13 protein-coding genes are annotated in these 17105 nt (G+C 69.5%); 7 read left to right on the forward strand and 6 right to left on the reverse strand.

The genetic code is table 11. The features are described from left to right. Positions 1 to 46: 46 nt before the first annotated feature. The 5 genes from LY40_RS09080 to glyA are packed head-to-tail and all read right to left on the reverse strand — an operon-like array spanning position 47 to position 6271. Positions 47 to 634 (reverse strand): sarcosine oxidase subunit gamma, encoded by a 588-nt coding sequence (locus tag LY40_RS09080; RefSeq protein ID WP_258936531.1) that lies wholly within the window; start codon positions 632 to 634, stop codon positions 47 to 49. Further along, on the reverse strand, positions 627 to 3467 hold the full coding sequence (locus LY40_RS09085; RefSeq protein ID WP_258936532.1) for a 2Fe-2S iron-sulfur cluster-binding protein: 2841 nt from the start codon (positions 3465 to 3467) through the stop codon (positions 627 to 629). The genes LY40_RS09080 and LY40_RS09085 overlap by 8 nt, the downstream gene beginning before the upstream one ends. Next, entirely contained in the window at positions 3464 to 3733 is a 270-nt protein-coding gene (locus LY40_RS09090) for a sarcosine oxidase subunit delta (protein ID WP_183780313.1), read from the reverse strand. The genes LY40_RS09085 and LY40_RS09090 overlap by 4 nt, the downstream gene beginning before the upstream one ends. Before the next feature lie 10 nt (positions 3734 to 3743). Beyond that, complete coding sequence (locus LY40_RS09095; protein ID WP_221212657.1) at positions 3744 to 4973, reverse strand: sarcosine oxidase subunit beta family protein; 1230 nt, start codon at positions 4971 to 4973, stop codon at positions 3744 to 3746. After that, positions 4973 to 6271 (reverse strand): serine hydroxymethyltransferase, encoded by a 1299-nt coding sequence (glyA, locus tag LY40_RS09100; protein ID WP_258936533.1) that lies wholly within the window; start codon positions 6269 to 6271, stop codon positions 4973 to 4975. Before glyA ends, LY40_RS09095 begins: the two co-directional genes overlap by 1 nt. 442 nt (positions 6272 to 6713) lie before the next feature. Between glyA and LY40_RS09105 the strand changes: the two genes are divergently transcribed. The 7 genes from LY40_RS09105 (at position 6714) to LY40_RS09135 (ending at position 15334) form a co-directional block, all read left to right on the forward strand. Further along, complete coding sequence (locus LY40_RS09105; RefSeq protein WP_258936534.1) at positions 6714 to 9179, forward strand: GcvT family protein; 2466 nt, start codon at positions 6714 to 6716, stop codon at positions 9177 to 9179. 41 nt (positions 9180 to 9220) lie between these two features. After that, positions 9221 to 9841, forward strand: coding sequence for a cyclodeaminase/cyclohydrolase family protein (locus LY40_RS09110; RefSeq protein WP_183780304.1), 621 nt, complete (start codon positions 9221 to 9223; stop codon positions 9839 to 9841). Then, positions 9838 to 10764 (forward strand): bifunctional 5,10-methylenetetrahydrofolate dehydrogenase/5,10-methenyltetrahydrofolate cyclohydrolase, encoded by a 927-nt coding sequence (locus LY40_RS09115; RefSeq protein WP_183780301.1) that lies wholly within the window; start codon positions 9838 to 9840, stop codon positions 10762 to 10764. Before LY40_RS09110 ends, LY40_RS09115 begins: the two co-directional genes overlap by 4 nt. Further along, positions 10764 to 12137 carry an L-serine ammonia-lyase gene (locus LY40_RS09120; RefSeq protein WP_258936535.1) on the forward strand — a complete coding sequence of 458 codons (1374 nt, stop codon included), beginning with the start codon at positions 10764 to 10766 and terminating at the stop codon, positions 12135 to 12137. The genes LY40_RS09115 and LY40_RS09120 overlap by 1 nt, the downstream gene beginning before the upstream one ends. Before the next feature lie 10 nt (positions 12138 to 12147). Continuing rightward, on the forward strand, positions 12148 to 13017 hold the full coding sequence (purU, locus tag LY40_RS09125; RefSeq protein WP_258936536.1) for a formyltetrahydrofolate deformylase: 870 nt from the start codon (positions 12148 to 12150) through the stop codon (positions 13015 to 13017). 266 nt (positions 13018 to 13283) lie between these two features. Continuing rightward, positions 13284 to 14432 (forward strand): aromatic ring-hydroxylating oxygenase subunit alpha, encoded by a 1149-nt coding sequence (locus LY40_RS09130; RefSeq protein ID WP_258936537.1) that lies wholly within the window; start codon positions 13284 to 13286, stop codon positions 14430 to 14432. A 506-nt stretch (positions 14433 to 14938) separates the two neighbouring features. Then, a complete protein-coding gene (locus LY40_RS09135) occupies positions 14939 to 15334 on the forward strand; it encodes a RidA family protein (protein WP_258936538.1) in 396 nt (131 codons plus the stop codon). A gap of 82 nt (positions 15335 to 15416) precedes the next feature. Here the strand turns inward: LY40_RS09135 and LY40_RS09140 are convergent, their stop codons facing one another. Continuing rightward, entirely contained in the window at positions 15417 to 16847 is a 1431-nt protein-coding gene (locus LY40_RS09140) for an MFS transporter (RefSeq protein WP_258936539.1), read from the reverse strand. Positions 16848 to 17105: the final 258 nt, after the last annotated feature.

Consider the following 17105-nt stretch of genomic DNA (forward strand, 5'->3'; position numbering starts at 1 on the left):
TGGTTGCTCCCATTCGCCTTCGTACGGACTCGTCCTGCTACCGGTGTCAGACCCGGTACTCCGCGGCCGCGTCGGCCAGCCAGTCGGCGAGATAGCGCGCGAAGGACGCGCGGACGAAGATCCAGAAGCTCGGCCGCTCGGTGTCCCGGCACAGCAGCACCACTCCGGCGCGCGCCAGCAGGGTCTGCGCGCACTGGTCGGAGGCGAAGCTGCGCCGGTGCAGGTCGAGTGCGCAGCCCTTGGCCAGCAGCTCACGAGACTTCGGCCCGGTTACCTCGACGATCGTGCGGTTGCCGGAGACGTCGACCACCGAGCCGTGCTCCTCGCCGAGGGCCTCGGTGAGCGTTGCCTGGATCCGTTCCGCACTGCCCTCGGGACCGACCAGCAGCCACTCGTCCGGGCCCATCCAGAGGATCTGCAGCTGTTCGGTGCGGGCGACCTGGCCCGGCTGGTTGGGCAGCATCGTGCCCACGGCCGTGCCGATGCGCTCGGCGGCCGGGCTCTTCGGGTCGACGCGCAGGGCGACCTGAGCGGTGAAGGCCACTTCGGACAGTTGCAACGCACCGGGCACCGAGGAGTCGGCCAGTGTCTCGGTGCGGGCGGCCAGCGGGGACTCGCCGTGGAGCTCAGCCATCGCGACGGTTTCCTTCCTTGTCGTAGAAGACCGGTTCGGTGATCTCGACGGGCACGAGCCGGTCACCGACGTGGCCGTAGATCGTCTGCCCGATGCGGTCGCGGCCGCTCTTCACCAGGGCGAGGGCGAAGGGGCGGTCGAGGGCGGCGCTGCGGTAACTGGAGGTGATGTGCCCGAGCATGGGAACCGGCGGTTCGGGCAGCTCGGCCAGCTCCACCAGCTGGGTGCCTTCCGGCACGACCGCCGAGTCGGCCGGTGGCAGCAGCCCGACGAGGTGCTTGCGGTCCGAGCGGACGGTGTCGGCCCGGCTGAACGAGCGCATGCCGAGGAAGTCGTCCTTCTTCTTCGACACCGCCCAGCTCATCCCGAGGTCGTGCGGGGTGACCGTGCCGTCGGTGTCCTGCCCGACGATGGGGAAGCCCTTCTCGGCCCGCAGCACGTGCATGGTCTCGGTGCCGTAAGGCGTGATGTCCTGATCGGAACCTGCCTGGTACAGCGCTTCCCAGACCTCGCGGCCGTGCCACCAGGGGACGTTGATCTCGAAGGCGAGTTCGCCGGAGAAGCTGATCCGGCACACCCGCGCGGCCTTGCCCGCGACGGTGCCGTCGGTCCAGGACATGAACGGGAAGGCGTCATTGTCGAGATCGATGTCCGAGGTCACCCGGGCGAGCACCTCGCGCGAACGGGGGCCGGCAAGGGCGATGGTGGCCCAGTGCTCGGTGACTGAGGTGAGGTGCACCTGCAGGTGCGGCCATTCGGTCTGCAGCCAGTCCTCGAGCCATTCGAGCACGCCGGCCGCACCGCCCGAAGTGGTGGAGATGAGGTAGCGGTGCTCGCCGGTGCGCATCACGGTGCCGTCGTCGAAGACCATGCCGTCGGCGTGGCACATGAGGCCGTAGCGGATCCGACCGACCTTGAGCGTGCTCATCTTGTTGGTGTAGACGAGATCGAGGAACTCGGCCGCGTCCGGACCCTGCACGTCGATCTTGCCGAGCGTGGAGACGTCCTGCATGCCCACGCCGGTGCGCACCGCGTGGCATTCGCGCAGGACGGCGGAGTCCATGTCCTCCCCGGGCTGCGGGTAGTACCAGGGCCGTTTCCACTGGCCGACGTTCTCGAACGGGCAGTCCTGTGTCAGGTGCCAGTCGTGCATGGCGGTGACCCGGACGGGGTCGTAGAGGTCGCCGCGGTCGCGCCCGGCCAGTGCGGCGAAGGCCACCGGGGCGTAGGGCGGGCGGAACGTGGTGGCGCCGACCTGCGCGACCTCGACGCCGAGGAGCTCGGCGATCACACCGGAGGACAGCAGACCGGAGGTCTTGCCCTGGTCGTGGGCAGTGCCGATGGTGGTGAATCGCTTGATGTGCTCCACCGAGGACATCCCGGCCCCGACGGCCTTGCGCACGTCGGCGACCGTCGCATCCCGTGCCAGGTCGACGAACTGCTCGTCGCCGGATTCCGCGGGGACACCGGGCAGCAGCCAGGTCGGCTGCGGTGGCGTGACGGGGCCGGAGGGCGCGCCGGGCACCTCGGCGGTGTCGGCGCCGAACCCGGCCTCGCGGGCCGCGTCCCTGCCCGCTTCGGAACCGGTCCGCAGGCATTCGCCGGTGGTGAAGCTCCCTGCGGCAGCACCGACCGAGCGCACGCCGCGGGGAGTGCTGTCGGGGACGAGCGCTCCGATCTCCTCGGAGTAGCGCACGGTTCCGCGTGCCTGGCTGTGCAGGTGCACCGCGGGGTTCCAGCCGCCCGATACCAGCAGCAGGTCGCAGTCCAGTTCGGACGGAACGGTCGGAGCCGAATCGGCGGAGGGAACGGGGGAGATCTGAGCGCCGCTGACCCGGTCGGTGCCCGAGGTGCCGGTGACCGCGCAGCTGGTCAGGATCTGGATACCCCGCTCGACGCACCGTGCGGTCCACAAGGTCGTGGCCACCGGACGTACGTCGACCACCGCCGCGATCTCCACGCCGGCGTCGTGCAGGTCGATGGCCGCGGCGTAGGCGCTGTCGTTGGTGGTGAACACGACGGCGCGGCGGCCGGGCAACACGCCGTAGCGGTGCACGTAAGTGCGCGCGGACGTGGCGAGCATGGTGCCGGGCCGGTCGTTGCCGGGGAAGACCAGGGGCCGTTCGTGGGAGCCGGTGGCCAGCACGACCTCGCGGGCGCGGATGTGCCAGGTGCGCTGCCGAGTGAACGCGTCCTCGCCGCGGTGCTCGACGGCCACCAGGTAGTTGTCGTCGTAGCGGCCGAAGACGGTGGTGTGGGGCAGCACCGTCACGTCCGGGGTGTCCCGCAGCTCGGCGGTGACACGGTCGATCCAGCGGCCCGCGGGAGCGTGGTCGAGCGCCTCACCGCTACCGAGCAGGCTGCCGCCGAACTCGGTGTCGGCGTCGGCGATGATCACCCGGGCGCCGCTGCGGGCCGCGCTCAGCGCGGCGGCCAACCCTGTCGGGCCCGCGCCGACGATCAGTACGTCGCAGTGCGCGTTGATCGCGTCGTAGCGGGCCGGGTCGGGCTCGGTGGCCAGCCGTCCCTGCCCGGGCAGTGAGGAGGCGACCAGCCCGTCGCGCAGCTCGACCGTGGTCGCGGTCAGCATCGGCTCGGGGAAGGGCTCCTCGATCTGCACCAGCGCGTTGGGCTCCTCCGGGCCGGCGGAGGCGATGCCGCGCGGACGTCCGTAGCGGATGCTGGTACCGACCTGGTGCACGCCGTTGGACAGCAGTGCCGAGGCGAGCGTGTCGCCGTCGAATCCTTCGTAGTCGTGGCCGTCGAACCGGAACCGGACCGGGCGGTCGCGATTGATCCGGCCGCCCTCGGCAAGCCTGTACTCGCCAGTCACCTCGTCACCGCCTCGTGGGAGTCGTCCTGGAAGATCTCGTTGGTGGTCGTGTCGCGGCGGATGGTGAACCAGCGGCGGCAGCCCGCCTGGTGGTTCCACCGCTCGGTGAAGATTCCCTTGGGGTTGGCGCGGTAGAACAGAAACCGCGCCCAGTCCGCATCGGACAGTTGTTGTGGTTCGGCCGGGTAGGACACGTCGGCCTGCCCGCCGTAGTGGAACTCGGTCTCGTTGCGCGGCCCGCACCACGGGCACGGAATCAGCATCATGGCGGCTCTCCTAGTGGGCGACGCCGGCGGCGCCGTGTTCGTCGACCAGGGCGCCGGTCGTGAAGCGGTCGAGGTTGAAGGGTGCGTTCAGCGGGTGGGGTTCGTCGTGGGCGATGGTGTGGGCGTAGCACCAGCCGACCCCTGGGGTGGCCTTGAAACCGCCGGTTCCCCAGCCGCAGTTGACGTAGAGGTTCTCGAACGGGGTCAGGCCCATGATCGCCGAGGCGTCCGGGGTGACGTCCACGACGCCGGCCCAGGTGCGCAGCACGTGCGCGCGGGAGAACATCGGGAACAGCTCCACCGCGGCGGTCAGCTCCCGCTCGATGGTGTGGAACGCGCCGCGCTGGCCGTAGGAGTTGTAGGAGTCGATGCCCGCACCGAGCACGAGTTCGCCCTTGTGTGCCTGGGATACGTACACGTGCACCGCGTTGGACATGACCACGGTGGGGTGCACCGGTTCGAGGAGTTCGGAGACCAGCGCCTGCAGCGGGTGACTCTGGATGGGCAGCGCCAAGCCGAGCTCGTCGGTCAGCACCGAGGTGGACCCGGCGGCGGCGAGGGCGACCTTGCCCGCGGCGATGTCACCGCGGGTGGTGCGCACGCCGGTGATGCGGTCGCCGATCCGGTCGAAACCGGTGACCTGGCAGTTCTGGACGAGGTCCACACCCATGCGGTCCAGCGCACGGGCGAAGCCCCAGGCGACGTGGTCGTGCTTGGCGATGCCGGCCCGCGGCTGCCAGGTCGCGCCGAGCACCGGGTAGCGCAGGTCCTCCGAGGTGTTCAGGATCGGGCAGATCTCGGCGACCTGGTCGGCGTCGAGCCACTCGGCGTCGATGCCGTTGAGCCGGTTGGCCCCGACCCGCCGCTTGCTGTCGCGCACGTCCTGCAGGGAGTGGGCGAGGTTGAGCACGCCGCGCTGGGAGAACAGCAGCGGGTAGTCCAGCTCGTCCTCCAGGCCCTCCCAGAGCTTCATGGCGTGCTCGTAGAGACCCGCGCTCTCGTCCCAGAGGTAGTTCGAGCGGATGATCGTGGTGTTGCGGGCCATGTTCCCGCCGGCCAGCCACCCGCTCTCCAGCACCGCCATGTTGGTGATGCCGTGGTTGACCGCCAGGTAGTAGGCGGTGGCCAGGCCGTGACCACCACCGCCCACGATCACCACGTCGTAGGAGCGTTTCGGCTCAGGCGAGTTCCAGAGCCAGTCCGGGTGGTCCGGCAGATCGGCACCGGGCGTACGCGGCATCAGAACCCTCCGATCAGGTTCGGGTAGAGGGGGTGCTTGGTGGCGAGCGCTTCGACGCGGGCGCGGAGTTCGGCGCTGGTGGCCTCGTCGAAGCCGGGTTGGAGCGCTTCGGCGATGACGTCGGCGATCTCGGTGAACTCTCCCGAGCCGAAGCCGCGGGTCGCCAGCGCCGGGGTACCGATGCGCAGTCCGCTGGTGACCATGGGCGGTCGAGGGTCGTTCGGCACCGCGTTGCGGTTGACGGTGATGCCGATCTCGTGAAGGCGGTCCTCGGCCTGCTGGCCGTTGAGTTCGGCGTCGCGCAGGTCGACCAGCACGAGGTGCACGTCGGTGCCGCCGGAGACCAGCCGCACGCCGACTTCGCGGGCGTCGTCTGCCTGGAGACGTTCGGCCAGGATCCGGGCGCCTTCGACGGTGCGGCGCTGGCGCTCCGCGAACGCCTCGCCCGCAGCGATCTTGAAGGCCACGGCCTTGCCCGCGATGACGTGTTCGAGGGGGCCGCCCTGCTGGCCGGGGAAGACCGCGGAGTTGAGCTTCTTGGCGAACTCGGTGTCGCCTGACAGGATGACGCCGCCGCGCGGGCCGCCGAGGGTCTTGTGGGTCGTGGTGGTGACCACGTGGGCGTGCGGAAGCGGGTTGGGGTGGAGTCCGGCGGCCACGAGCCCGGCGAAGTGGGCCATGTCGACCATGAGGTACGCGCCGACCTCGTCGGCGATGGCGCGGAAGCGGGCGAAGTCGAGCTGGCGGGGATAGGCCGACCAGCCGGCGATGATCAGCTGCGGCTTGTGCTCGCGGGCCAGTCGCGCCACCTCGTCCATGTCGACGCGGTGGGTGTCGTCGCTGACGGTGTAAGCCGCGACGTTGTAGAGCTTGCCGGAGAAGTTGATCCGCATGCCGTGGGTGAGGTGCCCGCCGTGGGCCAGGTCGAGGCCAATGATGGTGTCGCCGGGCTTCAGCAGCGCGAACATGGCCGCGGCGTTGGCCTGGGCGCCGGAGTGGGGCTGGACGTTGGCGTAGTCGGCGCCGAAGAGGTCCTTGACGCGGTCGATGGCCACCTGTTCGACGACGTCGACGTGTTCGCAGCCGCCGTAGTAGCGCTTGCCGGGGTAGCCCTCGGCGTACTTGTTGGTCAGTACCGAGCCCTGGGCCTGCAATACCGCCTGCGGAGCGAAGTTCTCCGACGCGATCATCTCCAGCGTGTTCTGCTGGCGGCCCAGTTCGGCGCCGACCGCCGTCGCCACCTCCGGGTCCACCGCCGAGAGTGGGTGGTCGAACAGGTCATCGGTGGACGAATTCATGGGACTCCTTCCGCGCTGTCACGCAGCAGGGGATCGAGGGTTGGCTGGCCGAACACCGCGCTGATCTGAAAGCCAACTGACATATCAGATACAGGTCACGGTAGCACCGCGTGCCGCGCGGTCAAGGGATTCCGACGTTCGGCCTGAAACCCGCGCGGCTCGACTCCTCGCTTCGAAGTGAAACGGGCGAATGCCCCTCCGGGGCGCCGAAGCGCCTGGTCTACCAGGAATTTTCAGCTACGTGTTGACCGGATCACACCCGTCGTCCTACCGTGCTGTGCAGTTGATATATCAGTCCTCGGTCAGAGGGGTGAGTATCCGCCCTTCCGGCGCGGTCCGGCGGCGCCGCACATCCCGAAGCCCTCCTCCGTAACGAGAACCGCCTGCCGAAGGCGGTATCGCTCCTCAGTTCGAAACCTCGCCGTCCCGTAAGGAGACCTGCATGAGCACGACCCCTCGCGTCGTCATCGTCGGAGCCGGGATCGTCGGTGCGAACCTGGCCGACGAGCTCACCAGCCGCGGGTGGAACGAGGTCACCGTCCTCGACCAGGGGCCGTTGCCGCTGACCGGCGGCTCGACCTCGCACGCGCCCGGCCTCGTGTACCAGACCGGCGCGTCGAAGACGATGACCGAGTTCGCCACCTACACCGTCGAGAAGTTCAAGAGCCTGCACGCCGACGAGGGCTGGTGCTTCAACCAGGTCGGCGGGCTGGAAGTAGCGACCACCCCGGAGCGGCTGGCCGACCTGCACCGCAAGCAGGGCCTTGCCACCTCCTGGGGCGTGCCCGGCGAGGTCATCTCCCCTGAGGAATGCGTCAAGCTGCACCCGCTGCTCGAGGCCGATCGCATCCTCGGCGGGTTCCACACGCCCACCGACGGTCTGGCCAAGGCGCCCCGCGCGGTGCTGGCGCTGACGCGGCGGGCGGCCGCTCGCGGGGCCCGGTTCCGCGGCGAGGTCCGGGTACTGGGGATCAACCAGCAGGGCGGCCGCGTGACCGGGGTGGAAACCGACCAGGGCGAGGTGCCCGCCGACATCGTGGTGTCCTGCGCCGGGTTCTGGGGTCCGCAGCTCGGCGAGATGGCCGGCATGAACGTGCCGCTGCTGCCCATGGCGCACCAGTACGCCAAGACCGACCAGCTGCCCGAACTCGCCGGTCGCAACGACGAGCTCACCGAGGCCAAGCTGCCGATCCTGCGCCACCAGGATCGCGACCTCTACTACCGCGAGCACGTGGATCAGCTGGGCATCGGCACCTACGCGCACCGCCCGATGCCGGTGCGCCTGAGCGACCTGCCCGAAGTGGACGATCCCTCCGAACTGGCCATGCCCTCGGTGCTGCCGTTCACCGACGAGGACTTCGCGCCGTCCTGGGAGTACACCAAGCGACTGCTGCCCGCGCTGGAGTCGGCGACGGTCGAGACCGGCTTCAACGGGGTCATGTCGTTCACGCCCGACGGCGGTCCGCTGGTCGGTGAGTCCCCGGACCTGGCGGGTTTCTGGATCGCCGAGGCGGTGTGGGTGACCCACTCCGCGGGTGTGGCGCGGTCGGTGGCACAGCTGCTGGTGGACGGGCGCAGCGAGATCGAGCTGCACGGCTGCGACGTGCACCGCTTCGACGAGATCGAGACGACGCCGGAGTACGTCGAGGAGACGGCCTCGCGCAACTTCGTGGAGGTCTACGACGTCAAGCACCCGCTGCAGCCCAAGCTCTCGCCGCGCGACCTGCGGGTGAGCCCGTTCCACGCCAGGCAGAAGGAACTGGGCGCGGTGTTCCTCGAGGCCCACGGCTGGGAACGGCCGCACTGGTACGAGGCGAACGGGTCGCTGGTCAAGGAACTGCCGATGGAGTGGCAGCCACCGGCTCGGGACGCGTGGGCGGCCATGTACCACAGCCCGATCGCCGCGGTCGAGGCGTGGAAGACCCGTACCGACGTCGCCATGTTCGACATGACCTCGCTCAAGCGCCTCGAGGTCAGCGGTCCCGGTGCGCTGGCGTTCCTGGACCGGCTCACCACGAACAAGCTCGACAAGTCCGTCGGTTCGGTGACCTACACGCTGATGCTCGACGAGGCGGGTGGCGTGCGCAGCGACCTCACCGTGGCGCGGCTGGAGGAGCAGCTGTTCCAGGTCGGCGCCAACGGCAACCTCGACTTCGACCGGATGCGCCGCGAGCTGCCCGAGGACGGCAGCGTGCAACTGCGCGACATCACCGGCGGCACCTGCTGCATCGGGGTGTGGGGCCCGCGAGCCCGCGATCTGGTGCAGCCGCTGAGCCGGGAGGACCTCTCGCACGAGGCCCTGAAGTTCTTCCGCTGCAAGGAGATTCACATCGCCGGCATCCCGGTCACCGCGATGCGGGTGTCCTACGTCGGCGAGCTGGGCTGGGAGCTCTACACCAGCGCCCAGTACGGCCAGCGGCTCTGGGACGTGCTCTACGCGGCAGGCCGCGAGCACGGCGTCGTGGCGGCCGGCCGGGCAGCGTTCAACAGCCTGCGGCTGGAGAAGGGCTACCGCGCCTGGGGCGGCGACATGACCACCGAGCACAACCCGTTCGAGGCCGGACTCGGCTTCGCGGTGCGGATGCAGAAGGGTGACTTCGTCGGCCGCGAGGCCCTCGAAGCGATCGACCCCGAGTCGGTCACCCGGAAACTGCGCTGCTTGACCATCGACGACGAGCGCAGCGTGGTGCTGGGCTCCGAGCCGGTGTTCGTCGACGGCGCGGCTGCCGGCTACATCACCTCGGCGGCCTTCTCGCACACCCTCGGCACCCCGATCGCCTACGCCTGGCTGCCCGCCGAGGCCGTCGAGGGGACGCAGGTGCGCATCCAGTACTTCGACCGCATGGTGGCCGCGACCGTCGCGGCCGAGCCCCTTGTCGACCCGGACATGCACCGGATCCGCCGGTGACCAGCACCGCGCCTGCGGGCGCACGACCGCGAAGGACGTCCATGCGCACCGAGACCATCGAACATTACCTGCACGAGCTGGGCGCCAGGGTGCCCGCGCCCGGCGGCGGGGCGGCCGCTGCGCTGCACGCCGCGCAGGCTGCGGCGCTGCTGTCCATGGTCGCCCGCTACAGCGACGGCGAGAAGTACGCCGAGCACGCCGCGACCCTGCAGGAGGTGTGCGAGGCCGCCGATGACCTGCGCGGGCTCTGCCTCGACCTGGCGGAGCAGGACGCGGAGGCCTTCGGCGCGGTCGTCGCGGCCTACAAACTGCCCAAGCAGACCGCCGAGGAGAAGCAGGAGCGCTCCACGGCCATCGCGGCCGCGCTCGCCGAGGCGGGCCGGGTCCCGGCCAGGGTGGTCGCCATGGCCGCCCAGCTCGTCGAGCTCGCCGAACTGCTGCGGCCGATCGGAAATCCCAACGTGATCAGCGACGTGGCGGCCGCCGCGGTCGCGGCGCGGGCGGCCATCTCGACCGCCCGGGTCAACGTCGAGATCAACCTCGCCGGCATCACCGATCCCGACGTCCACGCCGAACTCGACGAGGCGATCGTCAAGACCGACGACACCCTGCTGCGAGCCGACTCCGTCACCTCCGCCGTTCGGGAGCAGATCCTGCGATGACCACGATTCAGCCCACCGAAACCCGATCCGCCGACGCCGGCCGAGAACTCGGTGGCACCGGACTGGCCCGCGAGATCCGCGCGCGGGCCGCGGCCGACGCCGCGGAGCTCACCGAGTCCGGCACCACCCCGGGACTGGCAGTGGTGGTGGCCACCGACGACGAGTCCAGCGCCTGGTACGTGCGCTCGATCGCCCGCGCCGCGGGCAAGGCCGGAATCGACTGCCGGACGGTCGATCTCGGTGCGGGCGCCGACCCCGAGCGGATCCGCGCCACGCTGGAGAACCTCAGCGCCGACGAGTCGGTGCACGGCATCATCCTGCAGACCCCGTTGCCTGCCGGGGCGCACTTCGAGGACCTGGCTTCGGCGATCGATCCCCGCAAGGACGTCGACGGGGCCAACCCGGTCTCGCTCGGCAACCTGGCCGCGGGCATGTCCGCGTACCCGCCGGCGACCGCCGCCGCCGTCCTGGAGCTGCTCGATCACCACGAGATCGAGCTGGCCGGACGCAACTGCGTCGTGGTGGGGCGCTCGAACGTGGTCGGCAAGCCGGTCGCGCAGCTGCTCCTGCAGCGCGACGCGACCGTCACGATCTGCCACCGGCACACCCCGGAACTGACCGCGTTCACCCCGGACGCGGACGTGCTGGTGGTCGCGGTCGGCAAGCCCGACCTGATCACCGACAAGCATGTCCGGGACGGCGCGATCGTCGTCGACGTCGGCACCAACCCGACGGCCGACGGCGGACTCGTCGGCGACGTGGATCCGTCCGTGCAGGTCGCCGGTCTCACCCCGGTGCCAGGGGGTGTGGGCCCGGTGACCACCGCGCTGCTGCTGCAGCACACCGTGCGGTCGGCGATCCACAGCACCCGCCCGGCCCGGCACGCCGCCGGGCCCCAGCTGCGAACCGGTTCGGAGCACTGATGAGCCTTTCCGTATTCGACTTGTTCAAGGTCGGCATCGGGCCGTCGAGTTCCCACACCGTCGGCCCGATGCGAGCCGCCTACCTGTTCGTCGAGCACCTGCGCGAGACCGGACTGCTGCAGCGGGTCGAGCAGGTGCGCTGCGAGCTGTTCGGTTCGCTCGGCGCGACCGGGCACGGGCACGGCAGCGTCAAGGCCGTGGTGCTGGGGCTGGCGGGGGAGCAGCCGCACCTGGTCGACCCGGTTGCCGCCGAACCGCAGGTGCAGGCCGCACGCGAGGAATCCCGGCTGACCCTCGGCGGTGAGCACAAGATCGCCTTCGACGTGGACGGGGACGTGGTGCTGCACCGCAACACCCGACTCGACTTTCACAGCAACGGCATGGTCTTCGAGGCCTTCGACGAGACCGGAGCTCGGCTCGACCGCCGCGAGTACTACTCGGTCGGTGGCGGCTTCGTCGTCGACGAGGACGAAGCGGAGCGGCCGGTACTGGTCGAGGACGACACCCCGGTGCGCCACCCGTTCGGCACCGGCGAGCAGCTGCTGGCGCACACCACCGCCACCGGGTCGCGGATCAGCGACGTCGTCCTGGCCAACGAGCGCAGCTGGCGCAGCGAGGTCGAGACCCGTGCCGGACTGCTGCACATCTGGTCGGTGATGCAGGAGTGCGTCGAGCAGGGCACCCGCACCGGCGGGACGCTGCCCGGCGGGCTCAAGGTCCGCCGCCGCGCTCGCGAACTGCGTGCCAGCCTCGAGGACAGTGCGGGGGAGGGGGACGCGGCGCAGGCCATGGAGTGGGTGACGCTGTTCGCCCTGGCTGTCAACGAGCAGAACGCGGCGGGCGGCCGGGTGGTGACCGCGCCGACCAACGGCGCGGCCGGGATCGTGCCTGCCGTACTGCACTACGCACAGCGCTACCTGCCGGGCTTCGACGACGACGCCGCGGTGCGCTTCCTGCTCACCGCCGGGGCGATCGGTGCGCTGTTCAAGGAGAACGCCTCCATCTCCGGGGCCGAGGTCGGCTGCCAGGGCGAGGTCGGATCGGCCTGTTCGATGGCCGCGGCCGGGCTCGCCGAGCTGCTCGGCGGCACCCCCGAGCAGGTGGAGAACGCAGCGGAGATCGGTATCGAGCACAACCTCGGACTGACCTGCGACCCGGTGGGCGGACTGGTGCAGATCCCGTGCATCGAGCGCAACGCGGTGGCTTCGATCACGGCGATCACCGCCGCGCGCATGGCGCTGCGCGGCGACGGCCGGCACCACGTGTCCCTGGACAAGGCGATCAAGACGATGCGCGAGACCGGGGCCGACATGAAGGACAAGTACAAGGAGACCGCGCGCGGCGGCCTCGCGCTCAACATCGTGGAATGCTGAGGAGAATCCCGTGACCAGGAGTTCCAGCGTGCAAACCCGGTCGTTCACGCTCACCTTGAGCTGCCCGAACCGCACCGGGATCGTCCAGGCCGTCAGTTCCTATCTCGTGGAGCACGGCTGCGACATCGCCGAGTACCGGCAGTTCGACGATCCGGTGCGCGGGCGCCTGTTCCTGCGGGTGCAGGCGACCGCGAACGTCGAGGTCGACCTGGACGCGATGTCCCACGACTTCGCTCCGGTGGCCACCGACTTCGAGATGGACTTCGAACTCCACCCGGACCGCGACGCCAGGGTCGTGGTGATGGTCTCCAAGCTGGGCCACTGCCTCAACGACCTGATCTACCGGTGGCGGGCCGGAGCCCTGGGCGCCGAGATCGTGGCAGTGGTGTCCAACCACGAGGACCTGCGCCCGATGGCCGAGGCCGCGGGCCTGCCGTTCCACCACATCCCGGTGAGTCCGGAGAACAAGCCGGAGGCCGAGTCGCAGCTGCTGCAGCTGGTCGACGACTACGAGGCCGATCTGGTGGTGCTCGCCCGGTACATGCAGGTGCTCTCCGACCAGACCTGCAAGGCGCTGCACGGCAGGGCGATCAACATTCATCACTCGTTCCTGCCCGGATTCAAGGGCGCCAAGCCCTACCACCAGGCCTACGACCGGGGTGTGAAGCTCGTCGGCGCCACCGCGCACTTCGTCACCCCCGACCTCGACGAGGGCCCGATCATCGAGCAGGAGGTGATCCGCATCGACCATACCTACGACCCGCGGGCGTTGCAGACCGTGGGCAGGGACGCCGAGGCGCTGGCGCTGTCCCGGGCGGTGCGGTGGTACTGCGAGAACCGCGTGCTGCTCAACGGCAACAGCACCGTGGTGTTCCGCTAGCCGCGAGGCGACAAGTGCGAGTACTTTGGTCGGCGAACCGCGATTCTCCCGGTGCTCCCGGCAGCGCACCGCATCGTCGCCACGCGCGAATCGCACGGTGGTTCTGCGGCCGCGGACCACCGGCCCGCGGCCGAAAACCCCGAATGCCTCCAGCGATCAATCACGGCCCGCTGACCCCATTTGACACACCACCATCGAATCAGAGCCGGCGCCCGCTGTGTTCGCGCCGCAGCGAGACGCCACCTCACTGACGAGGAGCGTTACCCATGACGACCGGTGAGCTTCCCACCGCACTGGAGCAGGCAGGCGACCTCCCCGAAAGCCTGCGCGAGACCTTGTCCGGGCACTACTACACCGACCCCGAGATCTTCCGCCTGGAACAGGAGCACATCTTCGAAGCAGGCTGGTTCTGCGCCGTGCTCAGTGCGGACCTGGCCAAGCCCGGCCAGTTCGAAACCGTCCAGATCGGACGCGAGAGCGTACTGGTAACCCGGGGCCGCAACGGTGCGATCAAGGCGTTCCTCAACGTCTGCCGGCACCGGGGCGCGCGGCTGTGCACCGAGGAGAAGGGCGAGGTCCGCCGGTCCTTCCAGTGCCCGTACCACGCCTGGACCTACTCCTTCGACGGCGCGCTGATCGCCGCGCCGAACCTCGGTGCGATGGAGGACATCGACCGCACCCAGTACGGGCTGCACCAGGTGCACGTACGCGAATGGCTCGGGTACGTGTGGCTGTGCCTGGCCGAGGAGCCACCGTCGTTCGAGGACACGGTCATCGGCGACGTCAGCGCGCGACTGGGCACCCCGGACGCGATCGTCGGCTACCAGGTCGCCGACCTCAAGCTCGGCAGGCGCATCGAGTACGACGTGAAGGCGAACTGGAAGCAGATCGTCGAGAACTTCATGGAGTGCTACCACTGCGCCACGATCCACCCCGAGCTCACCGAGGTGCTCCCGGAGTTCGCCGACGGCCTGGCCGCGCAGTACTTCGTGGGCCACGGCGCCGAGTTCGGCGAGGACGTGCAGGGCTTCACGGTGGACGGTTCGGAGGGCCTGGAGAAGCTCCCCGGGGTGAGCGAGGAGCAGGACCGTCGCTACTACGCCATCACCGTGCGGCCGCAGGTGTTCATCAACCTGGTGCCCGACCACGTGGTCTTCCACCGGATGTTCCCGCTGACCGCCGAGCGCACGCTGGTGCGCTGCGACTGGCTGTACCTGCCGGACGTGGTGGACTCGGGTACGGACATCGACCGCTCGGTGGAGCTGTTCCACCGGGTCAACCAGCAGGACTTCGACGCCTGCGAGCGTTGCCAGCTGGCCATGGACTCCCGCGCGTACGCCGACGGCGGCGTTCTGGTGCCCAGTGAGCACCACATCTCCGAGTTCCACGACTGGGTCCGCGAGCGCATCGGCTGATCCGGTCTCGGAAGGGGCCTCGCGTCGACACGGCGCGAGGCCCCTTCGCATGCCCGCGGTTCGTCTGCCCGCTGTTCGTCTGCCTGAGTTCGCCTGCCTGTGGCGCCCGCTGAGCCGGTGCGGGGTGTGCCGCGGGTCCGTCGGCCCCGAGCGGACCGGTGCCTCCTCAGACGTCTTCTCAGCGGCAGGACGGGCTCTGCTGTGTTGGCGGATGAGCTGCATTGACGTGACTGCGGTCGTCCGCGGCGGCAGGCCTGTCGGATCGGACGCCGATGCCCAGCCCGGCCGGAACCTCATCGAACGCGGCTACCGCGACGTGCGGCAATGACGCGGTGTCGCCGCCGGCTACGACAAGCTCGGTCCGACCTTTCGCGCCGAAGTGGTCGTGCGAACCGTGTCGAACGGCTCGACGGCCTCGTCCAACGAACGTCTCGGGTCTCGGCCCAGGTGAATGTGCGAGGCTGGCTGGACCTGTCCTCGACCTGGAAGAGACCATGCCAAAGGCCGTGACCCTCATTCGCTCCAACTCGCTGTCGGATGTGGCGGAGTATGCCTATGCAGCGACCGCTCCCGCAGAAGCCCGTCTGGTCTTTCTGGCGGGCTCGTGCCCGTTGAACAGCGACGGATCGACCTGCGGCGAAGGCGACTTCGCCGCGCAGGCCGCCAAGTGCATCGAGAACATGAAGGTGGCCCTCAGCGAAGCCGGCGCGACTCTTACGGATGTCATCGCGACTCGTGTGCTCGTCGCTTCGTCCGACCAGGCCGACCTCGTGACGGCTTGGGAGGTCGTCCGTGACGCGTTCGGTGATCACGACGTGCCGAGCACGCTGATCGGCGTCGCCGCCCTCGGCTACGACCATCAGCTCGTAGAAGTCGAAGCCACGGCTGCCGTGATCGACTGACGCTCCCGATTCGCCGCACCTCGGGAGATCCGGGCCTGGAGCCGGAAACCGGATCCAGGCCCGGTTTCCGGGCGTACCGGAACTAGCGGGGCGGTTCCAGGGGAACTCCGTCCTCGGACAGCGGGGGAGGCGGGAGCTCGGCGCTGGAGGTCAGTGGAGCGGCGCCGTCGAGCGGTTTACCGGCGTGCTCGCGCAGATGTCGTGTGGCGATGATGCCTATGACGCCCGCGCCGATGAGGTAGTAGCCCGGCCAGTCGAGGTTGCCGGTGGCGGTGACCGCGGCCTCGATGATCGTCGGCGCGGTTCCGGCGAACAGCGAGACCGACAGGTTGAAGATCACTGCGAGGCTGCTGTACCGGATCATGGTCGGGAACAGTGCGGGCAACGTGGACGGCGAAACCGCCGCGAAGCACATCAGGCACAGCCCGATGATCAGCAGCCCGGTGATCTGGCCGACCATCCCCGTGCGCAGCAGCCACACGGCCGGCAAGCCGAACACCACCAGTGCCACGCTTCCGGTCATCAACACCGGTTTTCGGCCGATGCGGTCGCTGAGCCGTCCGACACTGACGATCGCGCACAGCATCACGAGCATGACGGCCACCTGCATCCCGGTGGCCACCCCGCTGCTCGTCCCGCTCTCGCCGTAGCGGGGGAGCGTGCCGGTCAGGTAGGTCGGGACGTAGTTGGTCAGAACGTAGTTGGTCACGTTCCAGGTCACGACCACGCCCGCGGCCACCAGCGCCGCGGTGGGGTAGTGACGTCGCACGATCTGCACCGCGCGCTTGGTCGACATCGTGGCCAGCGCGGGGGAGCGTTCCATCTGCTGCCGGAACGCCGGGGTGTCCTCCAGCCGCATGCGCAGGTACAGCCCGGCCATGCCCAGCGGCAGGGCGAGCATGAACGGCACGCGCCAGCCCCAGGTGAACAGCTCCTCGTCGGGCAGCAACGCGATCACCGCACCGCAGGTGCTGGCGCCGAGGGTGTAGCCGGTGATCGTGCTGAACTCCAGCCAACTGCCGAAGAATCCGCGTCTGCGGTCCGGGGCGTACTCGGCCATCAGGGTCAGTGCCCCGACGTACTCACCGCCCGCTGAGAAGCCCTGCATCATCCGGATGATCAGCACGAGCACCGGGGCCAGCATCCCGACGGCGCCGTAGCTGGGCACCAGGCCGAGCATCACCGTGGCCACGGCCATCAGGAGGATGGTGGCCGACAGGACCTTGGTGCGGCCGTATCGATCGCCGAGCCTGCCGAAGATCAGCCCGCCCAGCGGCCGCATGACGAACGCGGCGGCGAACGCGCCGAGGGTGTACACCGCCGACCACTCACCGAACTCCGGGAAGAAGACCCGCTCCAGTACGACCGCGGCCAGGTAGGAGTAGATGCCGAAGTCGTACCACTCCGCGACGTTGCCGACCGCGGCCGCCGCAGTGGCGCGGCGGACCGTGCGCTCCTCTTGCACCACGGGGGGCGTCAGGCCCCAGCGCGGTCGCCTGGACTTATCGGTCATGGGGCTCCCCGGAGGTGCGATGTGCGGCGGCGAGCGGCAGTGGCGTGATGCCGCGGCAGCATCGCGGTTGTGACCACGATCGACTACTGATATATCTGTTTGCGGTAAGGTAGCCGGTCAGCGCTCTTCGAAGCAAGAATCCACCCCTCGCCGCGGCCACCCGCGGAGCCGTCACACCGCTCGGTGCGGCTCCGTGGTTACTGCGCGTCCATGGTCATTTTCGCTGGTCGTGCCGTGTGAAATGCGAGTGTTTCCGAT

The organism is Prauserella salsuginis (assembly GCF_024648885.1).
Lineage (GTDB): Bacteria > Actinomycetota > Actinomycetes > Mycobacteriales > Pseudonocardiaceae > Prauserella > Prauserella salsuginis.

What these genes read in the sequence shown, in the direction of transcription:
- LY40_RS09095 (WP_221212657.1), bottom strand. Translation starts at nt 4,973, where the DNA reads ATGCCGCGTACGCCCGGTGCCGATCTGCCGGACCACCCGGACTGGCTC.
- LY40_RS09140 (WP_258936539.1), bottom strand. Translation starts at nt 16,847, where the DNA reads ATGACCGATAAGTCCAGGCGACCGCGCTGGGGCCTGACGCCCCCCGTG.
- glyA (WP_258936533.1), bottom strand. Translation starts at nt 6,271, where the DNA reads ATGAATTCGTCCACCGATGACCTGTTCGACCACCCACTCTCGGCGGTG.
- LY40_RS09105 (WP_258936534.1), top strand. Translation starts at nt 6,714, where the DNA reads ATGAGCACGACCCCTCGCGTCGTCATCGTCGGAGCCGGGATCGTCGGT.
- LY40_RS09120 (WP_258936535.1), top strand. Translation starts at nt 10,764, where the DNA reads ATGAGCCTTTCCGTATTCGACTTGTTCAAGGTCGGCATCGGGCCGTCG.
- LY40_RS09080 (WP_258936531.1), bottom strand. Translation starts at nt 634, where the DNA reads ATGGCTGAGCTCCACGGCGAGTCCCCGCTGGCCGCCCGCACCGAGACA.
- LY40_RS09110 (WP_183780304.1), top strand. Translation starts at nt 9,221, where the DNA reads ATGCGCACCGAGACCATCGAACATTACCTGCACGAGCTGGGCGCCAGG.
- LY40_RS09090 (WP_183780313.1), bottom strand. Translation starts at nt 3,733, where the DNA reads ATGATGCTGATTCCGTGCCCGTGGTGCGGGCCGCGCAACGAGACCGAG.
- LY40_RS09130 (WP_258936537.1), top strand. Translation starts at nt 13,284, where the DNA reads ATGACGACCGGTGAGCTTCCCACCGCACTGGAGCAGGCAGGCGACCTC.
- LY40_RS09115 (WP_183780301.1), top strand. Translation starts at nt 9,838, where the DNA reads ATGACCACGATTCAGCCCACCGAAACCCGATCCGCCGACGCCGGCCGA.